Source organism: Oxalobacter paraformigenes, from assembly GCF_000158475.2.
Classification (GTDB): Bacteria; Pseudomonadota; Gammaproteobacteria; order Burkholderiales; family Burkholderiaceae_D; genus Oxalobacter; species Oxalobacter paraformigenes.
On the sequence record NZ_KI392031.1, the window covers coordinates 1,774,529 to 1,795,301 of the forward strand.

Genomic DNA, 20,773 nt, shown 5'->3' on the forward strand with positions numbered 1-20,773 from the left:
GCTCAGATCACCTGAAGCACAATCTTGCCGAAATGAGTGTTCGACTGCATCAGCTTTTGAGCCTGCATGGCTTCGGCCAACGGGAACACCTTGTAAATGACCGGCTTGATTTTCCCTTCATCAATCAGCGGCCAGACGTGTTTCCGGAGATTCTTTGCAATTTCGGCCTTGAACGCATTGGACCGCGGCCGTAAGGTCGAACCGGTGACGGTCAACTGCCGGTGTACGATCTGTGCCAGATCGACCGTTCCGAGACGGCCGCCCAGATAGGCGATCAGAACCAGTCTCCCTTCATCAGCCAGGCAATCGATTTCCTTGTCCAGCACGGCAGCGCCGATAATGTCCAGAATGACATCGACACCTTTTCCATCGGTCGCCTTCTTGATGTATTCCGCAAAGTTTTCGGTTGTGGAATTGATGCAGCGTTCAGCGCCCAGCGCTTCACAGGCCCGGCATTTGTCTTCCGTTCTGGCCGTTGCAAATACCCGATGCCCCATGGCATGTGCCATTTGAATGGCTGTCACACCGATCCCGGAAGCACCGGCCTGAACCAGAAAACTTTCCTTGCCCTTCAATCCCCCCATATCGTACACATTACTCCAGACCGTAAAGTAGGTTTCGGGCAACGAAGCGGCTTCGATGGGCGTCAGTCCCTTTGGAACAGGCAGGCACAACTTGGTACAGGCGGTACAATATTCCGCATACCCGCCACCCTGAACCAGAGCGCACACCATGTCGCCTTTCCTGAAATCGCTTCCGGATACATCGCCACCGACAATTTCACCGGCGATTTCCAGCCCAGGAATGTCAGGAGCGCCCTTGGGCACGACATAACGGCCGACACGCTGCAATACGTCAGGACGGTTGATTCCGGCGGCATGGACCTTGATAAGAACTTCGCCTTCTTTGGCAACCGGAATGGGGCGTTCGGTCAACTGCAAATATCCTGCCGACCCCTGGTCGATAATTTCAATCGCTTTCATCATGTCAATTCCCCCTTTCGGGATAATGTTAAAAGGGAACGATTTATTGAAGTCATCCGCATGGCTTTGTACGCCATACCTTGTGTTGGCCGTCATGATAAAGCCGGCCCTTCAAGAAAGGTTCTTTTCATGTCAACAAATAACGGACAGGCCGTTTTTTCAACCGGAACTGTCATTTCAAATCAAACAAAAATCCTCCCGGAGACCGCCGGGAGGATTTTTCCTCACCTTTCCGGTTCGTAAAACCGGAAACAAGAAAACCCTTATTCCGCCGGAGCCGGATTTTCTTCGGCGACAACCGCTTTCATCGACAGTTTGATACGACCGCGTTCATCGGTTTCCAGTACTTTGACGCGAACAGACTGACCTTCTTCCAGATAATCGGAAACAGCATTGACCCGTTCGCTGGCTATCTGGCTGATGTGCAACAAGCCGTCCTTGCCCGGCAATATCTGAACAATAGCGCCGAAATCGAGCAATTTCAAGACAGTGCCGTCATAGGTTTTTCCTGTTTCGACCGAAGCGGTCAGCTCCTCGATACGGCGTTTTGCCTCCTGACCGGCAGCGGCATCGACGGACGCAATCGTGACGATACCGTCATCGTTGATATCGATCTGGGCACCGGTTTCTTCAGTCAGCGCACGAATAACCGCACCGCCCTTGCCGATAACGTCACGGATCTTTTCCGGATTGATGCGCATCGTGATCAGACGCGGCGCAAAATCAGACAGTTCCGTCTTGAACTGGGGCATGGCTTCCTGCATCTTGCCCAGAATATGCATGCGGCCTTCCCTGGCCTGAGCCAAAGCGACCTGCATGATTTCCTTGGTAATGCCCTGAATCTTGATATCCATCTGCAAGGCCGTCACGCCAGTGGAGGTGCCGGCCACCTTGAAATCCATATCGCCAAGATGGTCTTCGTCACCCAGAATGTCGGTCAATACGGCAAACTTGTTGCCTTCCTTGATGAGCCCCATCGCAATACCGGCAACATGGGTTTTAACCGGCACACCGGCATCCATCAATGCCAGAGAACCACCGCAAACGGATGCCATTGATGAAGAACCGTTGGATTCCATGATTTCCGAAACCAGACGGATGGAATAACTGAATTCATCCTGCGATGGCAGGCAGGCGACCAGTGCGCGCTTGGCCAGACGGCCATGACCGATTTCACGACGCTTCGGTGTACCAACTCGTCCGGTTTCGCCTGTGGCGAAAGGAGGCATATTGTAATGCATCATGAATGCATCGCTGTATTCTCCCATCAGCGCATCGATTTTCTGATTGTCGCGGGAAGTTCCCAGTGTGGCGACGACAAGCGCCTGCGTTTCGCCCCGTGTAAAAAGCGCGGAACCGTGTGTCCTCGGCAAAACGCCTGTACGAATCGTGATCGGACGAACTGTACGGGTATCGCGTCCATCAATACGCGGTTCTCCATCCAGAATCTGCGAACGGACAATGCCGGCTTCCAGATCGAAAAGAATATTGCCGACTTCGACCGAATCCGGAGCGGCGGCACCTTTGGCTTCCGCTTCGGACGCAAGCGTCTGATTGACTTTTTCATAGATGTGGCGCAGTTCGCTTGAACGGGCCTGTTTCTGGCGGATCTGGTAGGCCTTGCGCAATTCAGGTTCCGCAATCCGGGTAACAGCCGCAATCAGTTCCTCGTTTCTGGCCGGAGGAGCCCATTCGACTTCCGGTTTTCCACCCTCGCTAACCAGCTCGTCAATCGCATCAATGACGACTTTCATCTGTTCATGACCGAATACGACAGCGCCCAGCATGACATCCTCGGGCAACTCTTTCGCCTCGGATTCCACCATCAAAACAGCCTGTTCCGTACCTGCCACGACCAGATCCAGCTGGGACAACGGCAGCTGCGAAGCCGTCGGATTCAGCACATACTGGCCGTCAATATAGCCAACCCGTGCGGCGCCCAGCGGCCCGTTGAAAGGAATACCGGAAACACACAGCGCGGCAGACGCAGCGATCATGGATGGAATGTCCGGGTCGATTTCCGGATTGACGGACAGGACATGAATGATGACCTGGACTTCGTTGAAGTAACCATCCGGGAAAAGAGGACGGATCGGGCGGTCGATCAGCCGGGAAGTGAGCGTTTCCTTTTCCGAAGGCCGGCCTTCACGTTTGAAGAAACTGCCGGGAATACGGCCTGCAGCATAACTTTTTTCAATGTAATCGACCGTCAGGGGGAAAAAGTCCTGTCCGGGTTTGACATCGTCTTTCGCTACAACAGTTGCCAGCACGACGGTATCGTCCATGGATACCACTACTGCGCCGCTGGCCTGGCGCGCAATTTCACCGGTTTCCAGCGTCACGGTATGCTGTCCGTACTGGAAAGTTTTGCTTACTTTATTGAACATGTAATTCCTTTCATTTTTGCCGGCAGGTTTTCAGGCGCTGCCGTTCGCCTCGTTACAGATAAAACAACAATAAAAACACTGACTCATCTCGTCAGATCACTGCTTTCAACACTTTACACTACATACTGTATATAACGAAATGCCCGCGACAGAGACTGGCGCAGGCATTTCACAGAAACTTCGCAACTCGCGACAACAACTATTTTCTCAGTCCGAGTTTTGCAATCAGTTCACGATAACGGTTGATGTCTTTCTTGCGCAGATAAGCCAACAGATCCTTGCGGCGATTGACCATCTTGATCAGCCCGCGGCGGGAATGATGATCTTTGGTATGAACCTTGAAATGACCATTCAGATCGTTGATACGTGCGGTCAACAGGGCGACCTGGACTTCCGGGGAACCCGTATCGTTCTGGCTGCGCGCGTTTTCGGTCACGATCGCAGCCTTGTCTTCTTTAAGCAATGCCATAATATTAATCCTCACATGCGGCAAACGGAGTCGAAACCCCCTTCTGCCGTGAACAAAAAATGTAAATACCGGTCAAATCGACCGGTAGGGCAGTATAACGGAAAAGCGTTTTCTGTACAATAAGAACTGTAAAAGTTTAACTGTTTCCGGAAAATCATGATGAAACGTCTGACACTACTGATATCGCTCCTGTTCCTGACACTGTCCGGCTGTGCATCCCTTTTCACCACGCCTTCCCCGGGCACGCCGGTTCAGGAAGTGGTTGCCCTTAAAGGCCAGCCGGATGCCGAATATCTGGATGGCAATACCCGGCTTCTGGAATGGTCTGTTGGCCCCTGGGCACAATATGCCTATATGGCCCGGATCGGCCCGGATGGCAGGCTGATTTCGTACGAACAAGTGTTGACTCGCGAAAAATTCGGGACCATCCAGATCAACCGCTCCACCAAGAACGATGTGCTGAAAACGGTCGGCCATCCAACCGAAAGTGATTTTCTGCCTTTGATCGATCGTGAAGTCTGGGCTTACCGATACAAGGAAGAAGGCATCTGGAATTCCATGATGTATGTCTATTTCGACAAGCAGGGCATCGTCAGAAGAATGGAAAACGGTCTGGATCCCATGTATCTGCGGGATTGAACAAGACAAACGAGGTGAAAAAGACAAGGAGACAAGCATGAAGCATTCCCTTTCGGCGCTGGTTCTGGCAAGTTTGCTGGCCTTATCCGGTTGCGCCTCTGTTTTTGGCCCTCCGCTCACGCCCGGTATGCCTGTCCAGGAAGTGATTGCCCGTAAAGGAGCGCCAGCCATTGAATACCCCGACGGCAATACGAAAATTCTGGAATGGCCGGCAGGTGAATGGTCGCAGTATGCCTACATGGCCCGGATCGGCCCCGACGGCAGGCTGATTTCGTACGACAATGTCCGGACCCGCGAAAAATTCGCGACAATCAAGGTCAACCAGTTCAACAAGAACGATGTCTTGCGAACGGTGGGCCATCCGACCGAAACGGAATACCTTCCCTTGAAAAAACAGGAAGTCTGGTCTTACCGATACAAGGAAGAAGGCATCTGGAATTCCATGATGCACATTTATTTTGATTCCAGCGGAATCGTGCGTGGCATGGAAAACGGCCAGGATCCGCTTTACCTGCGTGACAACGGGTTTTTCGGAGGACTGGGCGGTATTGGAGGCGGAATCGGAATCGGGATAGGTGGAGGTGGTGGCGGAATAGGTATCGGTTTTTAGGCACAAAAAAGGATGCTATCCCGCATCCTTTTTTGTTTTCCAAACGATCAAATCACTTTGGAGACAGCATCTATATAGGCATTGACCGAAGCGGTAATGATATCGGTATTGGCCGCAAAACCGTAATAAACCTTGCCCTTGTTCTCGACCTGAATATGCACTTTGCCGACATCGTCGGTCCCGCGAGTAAACGCCTGAATCAGGAATTCTTCCAGGGTGACTTTCTGGGTAATCAACTGGCGAACGGCGTTGATGGAGGCGTCGATCGGCCCGTTACCGGAAGCCGTAGCCATACACAGTTCTCCATCAATTACCAGTCGGACTGTCGCCATCGGAATAGAATCCTTACCGCAAACAACCTGCAAATAATCCAGTTTGATTCTTCTGGCATCTTCTACGGTTCCGGTTCCCGCCAGATTGCGGAGGTCTTCGTCGGATACGGATTTCTGCGCGTCGGCCAGAACAAGGAATTTGCTGTAAGCAACATCCAGCTCTGCATGCGAGAGTTCATAGCCCAGACGGCGCAGATGATGATCCAGCGCGGCACGACCGCTGCGAGCCGTCAGGACAATGGATGAATCGCTGACGCCGATATCGGCCGGATCGATAATTTCATAGTTTTCGCGGTTCTTCAATACGCCGTCCTGATGAATGCCTGAAGAATGCGCGAATGCATTGCGGCCGACGATAGCCTTGTTCGGTTGCACCGGCATGCGCATCAGATTGGAAACCAGACGCGACGTCTTGATGATCTTGGTAGTATCGATATCAGTATAGGCGGGAATATCCTTGCGGCACTTCAGGATCATGACAACTTCTTCAAGAGAGGTATTGCCTGCACGTTCGCCGATTCCGTTGATCGTGCATTCGACCTGGCGGATGCCATTCATGATACCGGCAAGCGCATTGGCCGTAGCCATGCCCAGATCGTTATGGCAATGAGCGGACAAAACAGCCTTGTCCACGTTGGCGACGTTGTCTTTCAGGTATTTGATTTTTGCGCCATATTCGTAAGGAGTACAGTAACCGGTGGTATCCGGAATATTGATCACGGTAGCGCCAGCCGCGATCACGGCTTCCACAACACGCGCCAGAAATTCGTTATCGCTCCGCCCGGCGTCTTCCGCAAAGAATTCGACATCGTCAACATACTTTTTGGCGTATTTCACCATCTGGACAGCCCGTTCGAGAATCTGTTCGGGCGTTGAATTGAATTTTGAATAAATGTGGTACGGAGAAGTACCGATACCGGTATGGATACGTCCTTTTTTAGCGTATTTCAACGCTTCCGCCGCCACATCAATGTCTTTTTCGATAGCGCGCGTCAGGGCGGAAATAACCGGTCTGTCGACGACTTTCGAGATTTCGACTACCGATTTGAAATCGCCCGGACTGGAAATAGGAAACCCCGCCTCAATAACATCGACGCCCAATGCTTCAAGGGCTCTGGCAACTTCGATTTTTTCAAGTGTATTCAGTTGGCTACCCGGAACCTGTTCTCCGTCACGCAAGGTGGTATCAAATATAATGATTTTTTCTGCCGAGTCTGCTGGTGTGCCAACCATGATGTGCTCCTTTGGATAATTCGATAATGTTTTAGTTAAACTGGAATACGGCTCCGACTGCCTCTGCCTTGTGTGCAAAGACCAAGAAAGTTCCGGAATAGTAAATAAGAGATATCAGCACGCCTTGCGCGCTAGAACGAGCAATAGCGACAGCTCGCAAAACCTGTCGCCATGAGTATTGAATGGAGAACTGACCATTTTGAGATTCATGAAAAAACTATAAGCTCCTTTTTCAATTCATGCAATATTTTTTGAAATGCACTTTCGTATATCGATGAAATGTCTCTAATTTGCAAAGCGACAGTTTACCTTATTCTTTTTCATCGTGCGGTTCGACCTCGGTCTGGACAATACTGACAGGTTTGCCCTTTATTTTTCGCCAGAGATAAACGAGATAACCCGAAACGCCATAAATGACGAAAAGCCCGAACAGCACCTTGGGCGGATCGAAGGAGATAGTGACGAAAATCAGTACTATCAGTATAACGGCAATAAACGGCACCGACTTCCGGATATTCATGACCTTGAAACTGTAAAACGGAACATTCGACACCATCGTCAGACCGGCATACAGCGTCAACAGCCAGGAAGTCCAGTAAAAATCGCTGCCGGAAAACCCGACATCGTCCATCAACCAGATGAAACCCGCCACCAGAGCAGCGGCAGCCGGACTGGGCAACCCCTGAAAATAACGCTTGTCCACGATAGCGATATTCGTGTTGAAGCGGGCCAGTCTCAACGCGGCGCACGCACAGAACACGAAAGCGGAAACCCATCCTATGCGCCCCATTCCCTTAAGAGACCACTCATAGACCACGAGTGCGGGTGCCGCGCCGAATGCTACCATATCGGCCAGACTGTCTAACTGGGCGCCGAACTCGCTTTGCGTTCTTGTCAGACGCGCGACCCGACCGTCCATACTGTCTAAAATCATGGATATGAAAATAGCGACTGTCGCCTGTTTGAATTCCAGATTCAGTGACATGACAATGGCATAAAAGCCGCAGAACAATGAAGATATGGTGATCGCATTCGGCAAAAGGTAAAATCCCCTGCGTCGCAATTTCGCGGGAGTCGAAGTCAATTCGGTGCCGGGTTGTTCCTGCTCAGTCATACACTTTCTCCAGTAAGGTCAGAAACAGTGTATCCTTTTTTTAAACGGTCGTGCATCGGTCGATAAAGGAATTTCCTACAATTCGGCCAAAACGGTTTCAGTCGCATAAACTTTATCACCGACTGTCACTTTGGGCTTTGCGGAAAGCGGCAAATAAACGTCCACCCGCGAACCGAAACGGATAAAACCGAAACGTTCTCCCCGACGCAGGGCTTCGCCGCTTTTCACATAACACAGAATCCGTCGCGCGATAAGACCGGCGACCTGAACGCAGGTAACCATCTGTCCATTTTCTGCCGTAATAATCAGGGCATTGCGTTCATTTTCCAGCGAGGCCTTGTCAAGATCGGCATTGACGAACTTTCCCGGAAAATAATGCACACTTTGGACTTTTCCATCAACCGGAGACCGGTTCGAATGGACGTTGAAAACGTTCATGAAAACGCTGATTTTCAATGCTTCGCGTTCTCCGTAAATATCATATGTTTTTTCGACAACCACGATACGTCCGTCTGCGGGCGACAAAACAGCATTCGGATTATTCGGAACGGTTCTGGCAGGATCGCGGAAAAACTGCAAGACAAACAGACTGATCAGCCATAACGGCAGCGACCAGACGCCCCATTGGTAGGTCACTATTGCCGTTACAACGAAAGAAACAAGAATGTAAAACCAGCCTTCACGCGCAATGATGGGATGAGGATAATTTTTCAATCACAACTCCGAAAATGCCAAACAATAAAGATTTGTATTCTAGTCTCAATCTTTCTGCGTTGAAACAAGCGGATAACCTATTTTAGGACGTCCGAAACAGATTATTGAAATCGCCAGACGGAGCCGGCTCTTGATTAACCCGAAACCGGATCCATATATTCTTCACACAGGGCAACTTGTAAAATCAGTTTTATACAATGAAATTATGGCTGTTTTTTGCCGATATTAAAATCATTTGTTCAACAGCAAGCGGACTTTCCAGCCATATGCGATGGTATGGATTTGAACCGTTTACCGGTATTTTTCATGCCGGTGGCTCCTGCTGCAAAGTTTTTGTTTCATGTTTCATTGACCTTGAACGGAAAACAAGATTATGAAGTTTCGCGATCCAACCAGCCCCATGTGGATGCAGGCATTAAAAATGCTGGAACAGGCCGATCAGCTCCACAAACACTTTTTCCAGTTAGGAAAGACCAAATCACGCGGCCCCGTCTGGGAACCTCCTGTCGATCTTCTTGAAACCGAGCGTTATTTTCTGATACTGATCGCCTTGCCGGGAATCGATCCTTCCGAAGTCAGCGTTGTGATTGAAAACAGTGCCATCCATGTCGTGGGTGAGCGGCAAATCGCCATTGGCAGGGATACGGTTGTCAGGCGGCTGGAAATTCCGTATGGCCGTTTTGAAAAATGGATCAGCTTGCCCAACGGACACTATCAGATTGCCGAAAATGTCCTGACAAACGGCTGTTTGCGTTTGGTACTGAACAAACTTGGATGACAGGTGAGTTATGACTTCTCCAGAACTTGAAAAAATTTCTTTAACCTCCGGAAACGATACCGGCAATACCGGATCGCCAGACCAGCCTGCCGGTGAAAAAAATGGATATCCTTCCATTCCTGAAGATGCCTTGATTATTATCCCAGTCAGAAACATGGTTCTTTTTCCCGGAATGGTCGTTCCGGTAACGATCGCCCGTGAAAAATCGCTATTGGCCGCCCAGGCCGCCATGCGGACAAACCGCCAGATCGGTATTGTCTTGCAGCGCGATCCTGAAACGGCCAACCCCGCACAGAAAGATCTATACCCAGTCGGCACGCGTGCCAGCATCCTGCGTTATGTTGCCGCCTCTTCCGAAGCACATCATATTGTCTGTCAGGGTGAAAGCCGTTTCCGTCTTGTCGAAATGCTGGACGGCTATCCTTTTCTGGTTGCCCGTGTCGAAAAAATTCAGGAAGAACCGGAAGACAGCGTCGATATTCAGGGCCGTATGGTTCAATTGAAACAGCGCGCTCTGGAAATTCTCCAAATGCTGCCCCAGGTGCCGAAGGAATTGTCCGATTCACTCGGCAATGTGACTTCGGCAGCCCTGCTTGCCGATCTGATGACAGGACTGATGGATTTGACGCCCGATGAAAAACAGGAAATTCTGGAGACAACGGATCTGAAAACGCGTATAGACAAACTGCTTTCTCATCTGACTTACCGGCTTGAAATTCTTCGGGTCAGCAAGGACATTGACGAGCAGACCCGAAACCGCCTTGACGACCGCCATCGTGAAGCGCTGTTGCGTGAGCAATTGAAAACGATTCAGAATCAGTTGGGTGAAATTGACGATGCTTCTTCGGAAGCGGCGGAACTTTCCGAAAAAATCGAAAAGGCCAACATGCCGGAAGAAGTCCATACGCACGCCATGAAAGAGTTGAACCGCCTGAAAAACATGCCGGAATCGTCGGGCGAATATTCCATGCTGCGCAATTACCTGGAATGGCTTGTGGAACTGCCCTGGGCGATTTCCTCGGATGACCGGACCGATATCAATGAAGCCCGCCAGATTCTCGACGAAGACCACTATGGTCTTGAGAAGGTCAAGAAACGTATCCTGGAATTTCTGGCGGTTCACAAACTGAATCCGGAAGGCAAAAGCCCGCTTTTATGCTTTGTGGGCCCACCCGGAGTTGGCAAAACTTCCCTGGGACAAAGCATCGCCAGAGCAACCGGACGCAAGTTCGTTCGCGTCAGTATGGGCGGCGTCCATGACGAAGCCGAAATCCGCGGCCACCGGCGCACTTATATCGGCGCACTTCCGGGCAACATCATTCAGGCGATTCGTCGCGCAGGAACCAACAACTGCGTCATGCTGCTGGATGAAGTCGACAAGCTGGGAAGCGGTGTCCAGGGAGATCCGTCGGCCGCATTGCTGGAGGTACTGGATCCTGCCCAGAACAGTACTTTCCGGGACAATTATCTGGCCGTTCCTTTCGATCTGTCGAAAGTCATGTTCATCTGCACCGCAAACATGCCGGACACGATTCCCGGCCCTTTGCGCGACCGGCTTGAAATGATCCAGCTTCCCGGCTACACGGAACAGGAAAAGACGCAGATAGCCTTGCGTTATCTGATCAGACGCCAACGTGAAGAAAACGGGCTGAAGCCCGAAAACTGTGAAATTACCGAAAACGCCATTCACGACATTATCGGCCATTACACACGGGAGGCCGGCGTTCGCAATCTTGAACGCGAAATCGGGAGCGTCTTCCGGAATGCCGCCATGAAAATTGCTGAAGGAAGCGCCGAAAAAGTAACGGTCGATTCAGCCGATATCCCGGACATTCTGGGTGCGCCGATTTACGAAGGTGAAATCGCCATGCGTTCCAGCATGCCCGGTATCGCGACCGGACTGGCCTGGACACCGGTAGGAGGTGATATTCTTTTTATTGAAGCCAGCCGCGTTCCGGGCCGAAACAAACTGACTCTGACAGGCCAGTTGGGCGAAGTCATGCGCGAAAGTGCACAGGCCGCACTGACGCTTGTAAAAGCCCGTGCCGTTGACCTGAAAATCAATCCCGAGTTGTTTGAAAACAGTGAAATTCATGTTCATGTACCGGCAGGCGCGATTCCCAAAGATGGGCCCAGTGCCGGGGTCGCCATGTTTCTTGCACTGGCTTCCGTCATGATGAACAAACCAGTCGCCAGCGATCACGCCATGACCGGCGAGATCAGCTTGCGCGGACTGGTTCTGCCTGTAGGCGGCATCAAGGAAAAGGTACTGGCCGCTTTGCGCGCCGGCATCAAGACAGTCATGTTACCGGCACGAAACAAACGCGATCTGGATGATATCCCTGAAGAAGCGCGCAATCAGCTTCAATTTGTCTTTCTGGAAACGGTTGACGACGCTATCCGTGCAGGACTGATCAATCATGAAGGCGCTATCGATACGGAAAATCGGAATAAATGAACAAAAGGCGTTTCTTCATGGAAGAAACGCCTTTTTTATTCTTCCGGTTTCGCCAAACGATCAGGCATTTTCCTTACGGACATAAAGACCAATGATTTCCGACTGCGCCAACACGTGTCCTTCCATCCGTTTGACGACTTCCGCCTTGGTCGTTTGCCCCAGATCGGGCAAAACGGTATCAAGCGCATACAGTTTGAAAAAATAACGGTGTGTCCCGATCGGCGGACACGGACCGCTGTATCCCGCAAATTGCCGATCGTTAACACCGACCATCGTTCCCTCTGGCAAATCCTTGTCAGCCACCCCTTCAGGCAACGTTCCCGCAACGGGCGGAAGATTGTATAAAACCCAGTGAACCCAGGTCATTTTCGGCGCCGCCGGATCGGGAGCGTCGGGATCGTCTGCAATCAGAACCAGACTTTTCGTTCCCTCAGGCGGTGCCGTCCAGGCAAGCGGCGGAGAAATATTTTCGCCTTCGCAGGTGTATAGCGCAGGCATCATTTCATTATGCTGAAAAACAGGTGAGTTTATTGTCATTGTCATGGAGGTATCCTTTCAAAACATTCAGTCCGGTTCTAAAAAGCATTATTCCGGCAGTCTTTTACTCCACAGGTATGTTTCTGACCGTTTCACTGACGGCTTTCGGCAAACGAATCGACAAAACCCCATCTACATAGCTTGCCTGCGATTTTTCGCTATCGACATTTTTAGGCAAGCTTATCGAACGCTCGAACGAACCGTAAGCGCGTTCGATAAGATGGTAAGTGCTTCCTTCGCTCTCACGCACTATCCGTTTGTCTCCCCGGATAAAAAGGGTATTGCCGATAATGCGGATGGAAAAGTTTTCCTTTCCGATACCCGGCATCTCCATACGGACGACAAAATCACTGGACGTTTCCTCTATTTCGGCATTCATCAATCCCCAATGTGGAAAAGCGTCGTTTTTGTTACCGTATTCGTTACGTTCAAAATGAACCAGAGCATTGCTGCAACGGCTAAGCAATTCACGCCAGCCGTCAGAAAGACTTTCCCAGGCACGATTCAATTCGCGGCCAATGCTTTTTCCGGCTTCTTTCAAAGAATCAAGCATAAGTTCCTCCCGTTAGTCGTTACAAGAAAAACGTTTACTTTCACGTTTCAATCATAACTTACTTTCCCGGCAACAAAGATAATTTTCTTATTTCTGTTCAGGAACGTAGCCTTCCGCCTGATCGGCCCCATCCCCGAAGAAATGATTTTCCATCTGTTCCTTGAGATAGGCCCGCGCCTTGGGATCGGCCATGTTCAGCCGGTATTCATTGACCAGCATGGTCTGAAGACGCACCCAGGCTTGCCAGGCTTCCTTCGAAACGTTTTCATAAATTCTTTTTCCCAATTCTCCCGGATAAGGTGGATAATCCAGCCCTTCCGCTTCCTTGTCCAGTTTGATGCAATGCACTGTCCTTGCCATGTTTCTCTCCTTGAAGATTGGTCGTTTTGATTGGAGGGGAATTGATCCGTTAAAGTTTCTTGATCAATACCTGCGACTTTCGCTGCCAGTTGTACATTCTTTGCCGGTCTTTGGGCAATTCATCGACACTGGCGTACACAAAACCCCGCCGCAAAAACCAGTGGGCCGTCTGGGTCGTCAAAATGAACAGGCTGTCAAAACCCAGTGCCCTTGCCCGGTCTTCCATATGATTCAATATCGTTTCTCCGTCTCCTTCGCCCTGCACTTCGGGATCGACAATCAGACAGGCCATCTCGGCCATTTTTTCTGCCGGGAAAGGATAGAGAGCGGCACAACCAAAAATGACGCCATCGTGTTCCATAACCGAAAAATACTCGATCTCTCTTTCGATCAGCTCCCTGCCGCGTTTGACCAGCGTTCCATTGGCTTCGTAAGGTTCGATCAATTTCAGGATACCGCCCACATCCTTGATAGTCGCTTCGCGAAGGGTCTCGACATTTTCATAGGTCACCATCGTTCCGATTCCGTCATGCGTAAACAGTTCCAGTAGTACCGAACCGTCAGTTGCATAGGGAACAATGTGAGTTCGTGGCGTACCGCCAATGCAGGCTTTTGCGGCATAACGGAGATAGGAAGCCGCTTCCGGAGCCAATTGCCGGGTCTTCAGCAATTCTTCAACCTGATGCGAGGTTACTTCCCGGACCTCGTTTCCTTCGGCATCCTGAATCAGGGGTATTTCGGTAATAAAGATCAGTTTGTGTGCATGCAATGCAAGCGCGGCCGATACAGCGACATCTTCCATACGCACGTTAAACGCCTCTCCGGTTGGCGAATAGCCCAGAGGGGAAAGCAAAACCAGATCTCCGGAAGCGAGAATAGGATGAATACTGTCGTAAGCGATCTTGCGAACCTTGCCCGTCCATTGCAGATCGATACCGTCTATGATGCCGAGCGGTGTAGCTGTTACGAAATTGCCGGAAATAATACGGATTTCGGCATGCGCCATCGGGGTATTGGGCAAACCCTGACTGAATGCCGCCTCAATATCCAGCCTTAATTCACCAGCCGCTTCCTTGGCGCATTCGAGCGCTTCCGGATCCGTAATGCGCGTTCCGTTGTAATACCGGCTTTTTACATGACGCAAATCAAGCTGTTCTTCAACCTGCGGGCGCGATCCATGTACGATAACAACCTTGATGCCCAGCGCGTGCAACAGGGAAATATCGTGAGCCAGCACAGGCAGTGTGCCTGCCTTGACCAGCTCTCCCGGAAAAGCGACGACAAACGTCTGGCCCCGGAAAGCATGAATGTAAGGCGCAACGGAACGCAGCCACTTTACAAATTGTTCTTCCATGTCGGAATCATCCTGGAAATAAATGAGTACACCGGTTCAATAAACGGTTTCTGTTTTCACCGTCCCGGCAAACACCCGCAAGTATTGTCTTTTAAAGACATTAAAACATCTTTACGATTATAATGCGCACCGACATGAGTGCTCCTGAATCTTTATCCAAAAAACCACGTTCATCGCGACAATCGAAACAGGCAACCGCGAAAATCGAGCGTCCTCCTGTTCCTGCTATCGTGTATCCGGAGGAATTGCCCGTTTCGGCAAAACGTCATGAAATTGCCAGGGCGATACAAAAGCATCAGGTCATTGTCGTCTGCGGTGAAACCGGTTCCGGCAAGACAACCCAGCTTCCGAAAATCTGTCTGGAACTCGGCAGAGGCCGGACCGGATTGATCGGGCATACACAGCCGCGACGGATAGCGGCCATCACGACAGCAAACCGTATCGCCCGGGAATTGAATTCACCACCCGGCGAAGTCGTCGGCTACAAAATCCGTTTTACAGATAAAACCGGGCCGAAAGCGTCGATCAAACTAATGACGGACGGCATTCTTCTGGCTGAAACACAAAACGACCGGCTGCTGGAACAATACGACACGATCATCATCGATGAAGCTCATGAGCGAAGCCTGAACATCGATTTTCTGCTGGGATATCTTAAAAAGCTGTTGCCCGAAAGGCCTGATCTCAAAGTCATCATCACTTCGGCGACTATCGATGCCGAACGTTTTGCACGTCATTTCAGTACCGGAAAAGAACCTGTTCCGGTTATTGAAGTATCCGGCAGGCTCTATCCTGTTGAAATCCGCTATCGGCCTGTTCTTGAAAACAAGCCCGAAATCTCGCCAGCCAAATCCGACAGCCGTCAAACGCGCGATCTGATGGATGCCATTGTCGATGCTGTCGATGAGCTCTTCCGGACAGGCCCCGGCGACACGCTTGTTTTTCTGCCGGGCGAACGGGAAATTCGCGAAACAGCAGAAATCCTCAGGAAACATCACCCGCCTCATGTCCAGATTCTGCCGCTCTATGCGCGGCTCTCGGCGCAGGAACAGGAAAAAATCTTCAAACCGGGCAATGCCAGACGAATTATTCTGGCAACCAACGTTGCAGAAACTTCCCTGACCGTTCCCGGTATCCGTTTCGTTATCGATACGGGTCTGGCCCGGGTAAAACGATACAGTTACCGCAACAAGGTTGAACAACTCCATATCGAACCCGTTTCACAGGCAGCCGCCAATCAGCGGGCCGGACGCTGCGGACGGATCGCCTCCGGTATCTGCATCCGTCTTTACGACGAACAGGATTTTTTGCTTCGCCAGCCTTATACCACTCCGGAAATACTGCGTTCTTCACTGGCTTCCGTCATACTGCGCATGAAATCCCTGAAACTGGGCGACGTTGACACCTTCCCCTTCATGGAACCGCCTCTTAAACGGGCCGTTGCCGACGGATACCAGCTTTTGCAGGAACTCGGAGCGCTTGACGAACTCAACCGGTTGACGTCTGTCGGACACGAACTGGCGCTTCTTCCGCTTGATCCCCGTATCGGGCGCATGATACTGGCGGCAAGAGACCATCAATGTCTGCGGGAAATTCTGATCATCGCTGCGGCCCTTTCCATTCAGGACCCGCGTGACCGGCCGATCGAAGCCCAGGAAGCCGCTGACAACGCTCACAAAAAATTTTCCGACAACCGTTCCGAATTTATCAGTTATCTCAAAATCTGGAACTGGTTCGACGAAGCCCTCAAGAACAAAAAATCAAACCGCCTGTTGCAGGAAAACTGCCGAAACCAGTTTCTTTCCTTTCTGAGATTGCGCGAATGGCGCGATATTCATACACAGCTTTTGACAATCGTGCGCGAAAGAGGCTGGCGTCTCAACGAATCGGAAGCTACTTACGAACAGTTGCATCTGGCATTGCTGACAGGTCTTTTGGGCAATATCGGTTGCAAATCCGAAGACACTTCCGTATTTCTGGGCGCCCGTGGAATCCGCTTTCATATCTGGCCAGGCTCTGCACTGGCCCGGAAAAACGGCCGCTGGATCATGGCCGCCGAACTGGTCGATACCAGCCGGCTGTATGCGCGTTGTATTGCCCAGATCCAGCCGGAATGGCTGGAACGTGTCGGCAAACATCTCCTGAAAAAATCCTGGAGCGAGCCTCACTGGGAAAAACGTCCGGCACAGGTTTCCGCATACGAACGGGCGACGCTATACGGTTTGGTCGTTTACTCTCAGCGACGCGTTCACTACGGTCAGATCAATCCGAAAGAAGCCAGGGAAATTTTCATTCGCGAAGCGCTGGTCAATGGCGATTTCGATACAAAAGCACCTTTTTTCGCTCATAACCGGCAACGGATGCGTGAAATCGAAAATCTGGAACACAAATCGCGCAGAACCGACGTATTGATTGATGAAAGTCTTATCGCCGCATTTTATGACAAGCACTTGCCCGATACCGTCATCAACGGCTTCGCTTTCGAAAAATGGCACAAAGACGCCACAAAAGACAATCCGAAATTGCTGTTTTTAAGCCGTGACGATTTGATGCGTCATGAAGCGGCTGGCATTACGACCGATCTTTTTCCAAAAACACTCCATCTCGCCGGTATCGATATGACGTTGAGCTATCATTTCGAGCCCGGTAACGTCCGCGACGGCGTGACGCTGACTGTTCCCATCTACGCCTTGAATCAGCTCAATGCCGAACGCTGCGAATGGCTGGTTACCGGAATGCTGAAAGAAAAAACCCATTTGCTGATCAAGTCGCTTCCCCAGAAAATCAGAAGAAACTGTGTTCCCTTGCCGGACTATGCTTCAAAATTTGTCGATCGCATCCGTGAAAACCACTCTTTCGGTTCAGGCTCTTTGACAGACGCCATCATTGCCGATATTCGCGAGCAAACCAATGCAGTTGCAAAAAAAGAGGATTTCCGAATGGAAACCTTGCCCTTGCATTTGTTCATGAACTTCAGGGTTGTCGATGAAAACGGGCGGATGCTCGACATGTCCCGGAATCTGGCTGCCTTGCAAGCCGAATTCGGCAAACAGGCACGGAACGCCTTTCAGCAGTTGGCCGCGCTTCGGTCAGCCGGAAAAAAAGAAAACCTTTCCCCCAGCGGCACGCCAGCATCCGACAATTCCGTTCACAATACATCAAATGCCATAGATGGAACAGAAAAAATCACCTCATGGAATTTCGAGCCGCTACCTGAACTGCTTGAAATAAAACGCGGCAAGCAGTCACTGATCGGCTATCCCGCTCTGGTAGACAAAACAACCCATTGTGAAATGGAGGTTTTCGATGATCCAGCTCTTGCCAAACGTACCCATCATGCCGGTCTGCGAAGACTGTTCGCCTTGCAACTAAAAGAACAGCTTAAATTTCTCGGCAAAAACATCGATGGCCTGCCCCAGATGGGAATGCAATTCATCAAGCTGGGTTCCATGGAAGAATTGCGCGATCAAATTCTGCAAGCTGCCCTTGAATCAGCGCTGATGTCGTCTCCCTTGCCGGATAAACAGTCTGAATTTGAGAAAAGAATAAATGAAGGGAAACCCCGTATCGGACTGATATGCAATGAAATCGCCCGGGTCGTATTGCAAACGTTAAACGAGTACCAGACTATCCAGAAAAAATTGTCAGGAATACGGACCCATGAATATGCACTGGCGGATATCAACCAGCAACTTTCACAATTGATCGGCAAACAGTTCATCACCGAAAACAGTCTGGAAAGACTTAAACACTTTCCACGTTATCTGAAAGCATGCAGTATCCGTATCGACAAATGCCGCAACGATCCCCAAAGAGACAGGACGCTTCTGGCCAATTGGCAGCAGGTAGCCACACCTTACTTACGGATCCTCAAAGGCAACCGGCAAAACCACTATCGGGAAGATCCCAACATGACCGAATACCGGTGGTTACTGGAAGAACTGCGTGTTTCACTTTTTGCACAGGAATTACGCACGCCATTCCCCGTTTCCGTGAAGCGACTGCAAAAAATCTGGGAAACCATGCCGAGATAAACCATTTCTACAAGTCACAGCTCATAATTGGCGGTCTCGTCAAGAAGTGCTTTTTCCACCAGTTTACGGTTCAGATTGGGAGAAATCATTTCAATGAAAGCATAAATATACCCACGCAAATAGGCATTTTTTCTGACCAGGATACTGGATCTGCCTGTACCGAAAAGATGACCGACCGGTATCGAACGCAAATTTTTGTCCTGCTCGCTGTTAAATGCCATACCGACAATAATCCCTACACCCAGACCGAGTTCAACGTAGGTTTTGATAACATCGGCATCGATGACTTCCAAAAGAATATCGGCCTTGACGTTTCTTTGCTGAAATACGTTTTCTATCCGGTTTCGCCCATGAAAAATCTTGTCATAGGTGATAATAGGATATTTGGCGACTTCTTCCAGCGTCAACATCTTCACGTCGTTTAAGGGATGATCCGGTTTAACGACCAAATGGAATTCCCATTGATGACACGGCAAGGTGATCAATCCGTCCTGTTCCGCCACATAATCGGTCACAACAGCCAGATTCGCCTGATCGAGCAAAACCATTTCCGCAATATCGTCGATTTTGCGCTGCAGCAGGGAAAATCTGACCTTGGGATACTTTTGCATGAAAGCGGGAATAATGCCGGGCAAGAAGTAGCGTGCCTGCGTGTGGGTGGCCGCTATGGTCAGACTGCCGGAATCCTGTGCGGCATATTCCTTGCCGATCCGTTTCAGATCATCGACTTCCTGCATGATCAATTCAATCGAATTCAGAATCATTCTTCCCGGTTCAGTCAATCCACGAATCCGCTTCCCATGACGCCGGAAAATATCGACGCCCAGTTCATCTTCAAGTTCGATAATCGCTTTGGACACGCCAGGCTGGGAAGTAAACAAAGCCTTGGCGGCTTCAGTCAGGTTGAAATTCTGCCTGACGGCTTCACGAACAAAACGTAACTGATGTAAATTCATTTTGAGTCTCGTTATTTTCTAACTGGATAAGTTAACAGACCTGTAATTACGCCTTGCCGGTATTGGCCCCTGGCTGGAACCGGTCAATTTATGTAACGCGGGCTCAAAAAATCAGTGTCGCTCCACCCACCAAAGTGCAAAAACGGCAGACAGCAGAAACAACACACTGGGGATAACAGCCGTCAGGAACGGCGGCCAGGTATTCAACAACCCGACGTGCGAAAACAAATTGTTGATCAGAATAAACGCAACCCCGATCATGATGCCGGTGAAAATCTTCAGACTGACCCCGCCAGAACGGAAATGGAGGTAAGCAAAAGGAAGCGCCAGAGCCATCATGACAAAAACCGAGAAAGGATATATGATTTTTTTCCAGAACGCTATCTGATAACTGGTCGCATCCTGTTTGTTTTCAACCAGATGCCGGTTATAAACGGCCAATTCATAAGCCGACATTTTATTGGCATCCACGGATATGACGGAAAGAATGTCTGGCGTCACATCGGATACCAAACGGATTGAATCCCGTTTTTCCGTATCCACGACTGGAGCGGAATCGGGAAAACGCTTGCCTTTCGATTTCCCGGACGATTTTATCAAAGATTCCACAACTCCGTTTAACTGCCACTCATGGTTTCCCAGATAATGGCCATTTTGGGCAGTAACGGTTTTGACAAGTTCCAGTTCCCGATTGAATTCGTACAGTTTTATCTGTTCAATTGTCCCATCAGGCCGCATGGTCTTTATATTCATGAACCGGGAACCGATTATCTCGCCTTCCCTGCCGTTTTCCCGGATAGTGTCTTTACTCCACATGCCGGTACGAAATTTGTCCGACAGATTGCGGCCGATCAGATTATTCCTGAACTCGGAAGCCATTCTTGAAGTATACGGAGTCAACACTTCCCCGACCAGAAAAGTGAACACAAGAAAAACAAGACCAACCTTGGCAAGCATCCAGCAGGCGTCCCGGGTCGATAAGGAGGAAACCCGCATAATCGTGAATTCGGAATTGGAAGCGAACAATGCCATCGCATATATGGTTCCGATCAGTACAGCAAACGGCATCAACTCATAAATATAGCCGGGGAACCCCAGCAAAATATAAACAAACACATGATGAAGCTGGTAACCTCCCCTTCCGACGGATGACAACTCGCTGATCAGGTCAAAAAAAGCGAACAAGCCGAGAAAAGCCACCAGAATGAAAACGACAGACTTGACAATTTGAGAAAAAAAATAACGCTGCAGGATTTTCATTG

General features: G+C 50.2%; 17 protein-coding genes. 5 read left to right on the plus strand and 12 right to left on the minus strand.

The window, feature by feature from the left end; translation table 11 throughout:
* Positions 1-2: 2 nt before the first annotated feature.
* The 3 genes from OFAG_RS12515 to rpsO form a co-directional block, all read right to left on the minus strand.
* The gene (locus OFAG_RS12515; RefSeq protein WP_040721492.1) at positions 3-983 is read right to left on the minus strand and encodes an NAD(P)H-quinone oxidoreductase; all 981 of its coding nucleotides are present in this window, start codon (positions 981-983) and stop codon (positions 3-5) included.
* 263 nt (positions 984-1,246) lie between these two features.
* The gene (pnp, locus tag OFAG_RS12525) at positions 1,247-3,370 is read right to left on the minus strand and encodes a polyribonucleotide nucleotidyltransferase (RefSeq protein WP_005875552.1); all 2,124 of its coding nucleotides are present in this window, start codon (positions 3,368-3,370) and stop codon (positions 1,247-1,249) included.
* Between the two features lie 199 nt (positions 3,371-3,569).
* Positions 3,570-3,839 carry a 30S ribosomal protein S15 gene (rpsO, locus tag OFAG_RS12530; RefSeq protein ID WP_005875550.1) on the minus strand — a complete coding sequence of 90 codons (270 nt, stop codon included), beginning with the start codon at positions 3,837-3,839 and terminating at the stop codon, positions 3,570-3,572.
* Between the two features lie 156 nt (positions 3,840-3,995).
* Between rpsO and bamE the strand changes: the two genes are divergently transcribed.
* Together bamE and OFAG_RS12540 are read left to right on the plus strand one after the other, a co-directional pair.
* On the plus strand, positions 3,996-4,478 hold the full coding sequence (gene bamE / locus OFAG_RS12535; RefSeq protein WP_005875548.1) for an outer membrane protein assembly factor BamE domain-containing protein: 483 nt from the start codon (positions 3,996-3,998) through the stop codon (positions 4,476-4,478).
* 37 nt (positions 4,479-4,515) lie between these two features.
* Positions 4,516-5,088, plus strand: a complete 573-nt coding sequence (locus OFAG_RS12540) for a hypothetical protein (RefSeq protein ID WP_005875546.1) — start codon at positions 4,516-4,518, stop codon at positions 5,086-5,088.
* Between the two features lie 47 nt (positions 5,089-5,135).
* Here the strand turns inward: OFAG_RS12540 and OFAG_RS12545 are convergent, their stop codons facing one another.
* The 3 genes from OFAG_RS12545 to OFAG_RS12555 all read right to left on the minus strand — a co-directional run bounded on the left by OFAG_RS12545 (position 5,136) and on the right by OFAG_RS12555 (position 8,481).
* A complete protein-coding gene (locus tag OFAG_RS12545; RefSeq protein ID WP_005875544.1) occupies positions 5,136-6,653 on the minus strand; it encodes a 2-isopropylmalate synthase in 1,518 nt (505 codons plus the stop codon).
* 310 nt (positions 6,654-6,963) lie between these two features.
* Positions 6,964-7,767 carry a CDP-diacylglycerol--serine O-phosphatidyltransferase gene (gene pssA, locus OFAG_RS12550; protein WP_005875542.1) on the minus strand — a complete coding sequence of 268 codons (804 nt, stop codon included), beginning with the start codon at positions 7,765-7,767 and terminating at the stop codon, positions 6,964-6,966.
* A gap of 75 nt (positions 7,768-7,842) precedes the next feature.
* Positions 7,843-8,481 carry a phosphatidylserine decarboxylase gene (locus OFAG_RS12555; protein ID WP_005875540.1) on the minus strand — a complete coding sequence of 213 codons (639 nt, stop codon included), beginning with the start codon at positions 8,479-8,481 and terminating at the stop codon, positions 7,843-7,845.
* A 373-nt stretch (positions 8,482-8,854) separates the two neighbouring features.
* On the opposite strand from OFAG_RS12555, the gene OFAG_RS12565 reads away from it, so the two are divergent.
* Both OFAG_RS12565 and lon read left to right on the plus strand, forming a co-directional pair.
* Positions 8,855-9,259: an Hsp20/alpha crystallin family protein gene (locus tag OFAG_RS12565; RefSeq protein WP_005875538.1), complete on the plus strand. Its 405-nt coding sequence runs from the start codon at positions 8,855-8,857 to the stop codon at positions 9,257-9,259.
* Positions 9,260-9,269: 10 nt separating this feature from the next.
* Entirely contained in the window at positions 9,270-11,717 is a 2,448-nt protein-coding gene (gene lon / locus OFAG_RS12570; protein WP_005875536.1) for an endopeptidase La, read from the plus strand.
* A 60-nt stretch (positions 11,718-11,777) separates the two neighbouring features.
* On the opposite strand, the gene OFAG_RS12575 is transcribed toward lon, so the two are convergent.
* From OFAG_RS12575 to argA, 4 genes are all read right to left on the minus strand, one after another.
* Positions 11,778-12,260, minus strand: coding sequence for a YbhB/YbcL family Raf kinase inhibitor-like protein (locus OFAG_RS12575; protein WP_005875534.1), 483 nt, complete (start codon positions 12,258-12,260; stop codon positions 11,778-11,780).
* A gap of 58 nt (positions 12,261-12,318) precedes the next feature.
* Positions 12,319-12,807, minus strand: a complete 489-nt coding sequence (locus OFAG_RS12580) for an Hsp20/alpha crystallin family protein (protein WP_005875531.1) — start codon at positions 12,805-12,807, stop codon at positions 12,319-12,321.
* An 87-nt stretch (positions 12,808-12,894) separates the two neighbouring features.
* Entirely contained in the window at positions 12,895-13,167 is a 273-nt protein-coding gene (locus tag OFAG_RS12585) for an oxidative damage protection protein (RefSeq protein WP_005875529.1), read from the minus strand.
* Between the two features lie 49 nt (positions 13,168-13,216).
* Positions 13,217-14,521 carry an amino-acid N-acetyltransferase gene (gene argA, locus OFAG_RS12590; protein ID WP_005875527.1) on the minus strand — a complete coding sequence of 435 codons (1,305 nt, stop codon included), beginning with the start codon at positions 14,519-14,521 and terminating at the stop codon, positions 13,217-13,219.
* A 134-nt stretch (positions 14,522-14,655) separates the two neighbouring features.
* On the opposite strand from argA, the gene hrpA reads away from it, so the two are divergent.
* Positions 14,656-18,555, plus strand: coding sequence for an ATP-dependent RNA helicase HrpA (gene hrpA / locus OFAG_RS12595; RefSeq protein ID WP_187138733.1), 3,900 nt, complete (start codon positions 14,656-14,658; stop codon positions 18,553-18,555).
* A 14-nt stretch (positions 18,556-18,569) separates the two neighbouring features.
* Here the strand turns inward: hrpA and OFAG_RS12600 are convergent, their stop codons facing one another.
* Both OFAG_RS12600 and lptG read right to left on the minus strand, forming a co-directional pair.
* Positions 18,570-19,511, minus strand: a complete 942-nt coding sequence (locus OFAG_RS12600) for a CysB family HTH-type transcriptional regulator (protein WP_005875523.1) — start codon at positions 19,509-19,511, stop codon at positions 18,570-18,572.
* Positions 19,512-19,622: 111 nt separating this feature from the next.
* A complete protein-coding gene (gene lptG / locus OFAG_RS12605; RefSeq protein ID WP_005875521.1) occupies positions 19,623-20,771 on the minus strand; it encodes an LPS export ABC transporter permease LptG in 1,149 nt (382 codons plus the stop codon).
* Positions 20,772-20,773: the final 2 nt, after the last annotated feature.

Excerpts from the sequence above, each read along its gene's own strand:
- OFAG_RS12515 (WP_040721492.1), bottom strand. The coding sequence starts at position 983 with ATGAAAGCGATTGAAATTATCGACCAGGGGTCGGCAGGATATTTGCAG.
- pnp (WP_005875552.1), bottom strand. The coding sequence starts at position 3,370 with ATGTTCAATAAAGTAAGCAAAACTTTCCAGTACGGACAGCATACCGTG.
- rpsO (WP_005875550.1), bottom strand. The coding sequence starts at position 3,839 with ATGGCATTGCTTAAAGAAGACAAGGCTGCGATCGTGACCGAAAACGCG.
- bamE (WP_005875548.1), top strand. The coding sequence starts at position 3,996 with ATGATGAAACGTCTGACACTACTGATATCGCTCCTGTTCCTGACACTG.
- OFAG_RS12540 (WP_005875546.1), top strand. The coding sequence starts at position 4,516 with ATGAAGCATTCCCTTTCGGCGCTGGTTCTGGCAAGTTTGCTGGCCTTA.
- OFAG_RS12545 (WP_005875544.1), bottom strand. The coding sequence starts at position 6,653 with ATGGTTGGCACACCAGCAGACTCGGCAGAAAAAATCATTATATTTGAT.
- pssA (WP_005875542.1), bottom strand. The coding sequence starts at position 7,767 with ATGACTGAGCAGGAACAACCCGGCACCGAATTGACTTCGACTCCCGCG.
- OFAG_RS12565 (WP_005875538.1), top strand. The coding sequence starts at position 8,855 with ATGAAGTTTCGCGATCCAACCAGCCCCATGTGGATGCAGGCATTAAAA.
- lon (WP_005875536.1), top strand. The coding sequence starts at position 9,270 with ATGACTTCTCCAGAACTTGAAAAAATTTCTTTAACCTCCGGAAACGAT.
- OFAG_RS12575 (WP_005875534.1), bottom strand. The coding sequence starts at position 12,260 with ATGACAATGACAATAAACTCACCTGTTTTTCAGCATAATGAAATGATG.
- OFAG_RS12580 (WP_005875531.1), bottom strand. The coding sequence starts at position 12,807 with ATGCTTGATTCTTTGAAAGAAGCCGGAAAAAGCATTGGCCGCGAATTG.
- OFAG_RS12585 (WP_005875529.1), bottom strand. The coding sequence starts at position 13,167 with ATGGCAAGGACAGTGCATTGCATCAAACTGGACAAGGAAGCGGAAGGG.
- argA (WP_005875527.1), bottom strand. The coding sequence starts at position 14,521 with ATGGAAGAACAATTTGTAAAGTGGCTGCGTTCCGTTGCGCCTTACATT.
- hrpA (WP_187138733.1), top strand. The coding sequence starts at position 14,656 with ATGAGTGCTCCTGAATCTTTATCCAAAAAACCACGTTCATCGCGACAA.
- OFAG_RS12600 (WP_005875523.1), bottom strand. The coding sequence starts at position 19,511 with ATGAATTTACATCAGTTACGTTTTGTTCGTGAAGCCGTCAGGCAGAAT.
- lptG (WP_005875521.1), bottom strand. The coding sequence starts at position 20,771 with ATGAAAATCCTGCAGCGTTATTTTTTTTCTCAAATTGTCAAGTCTGTC.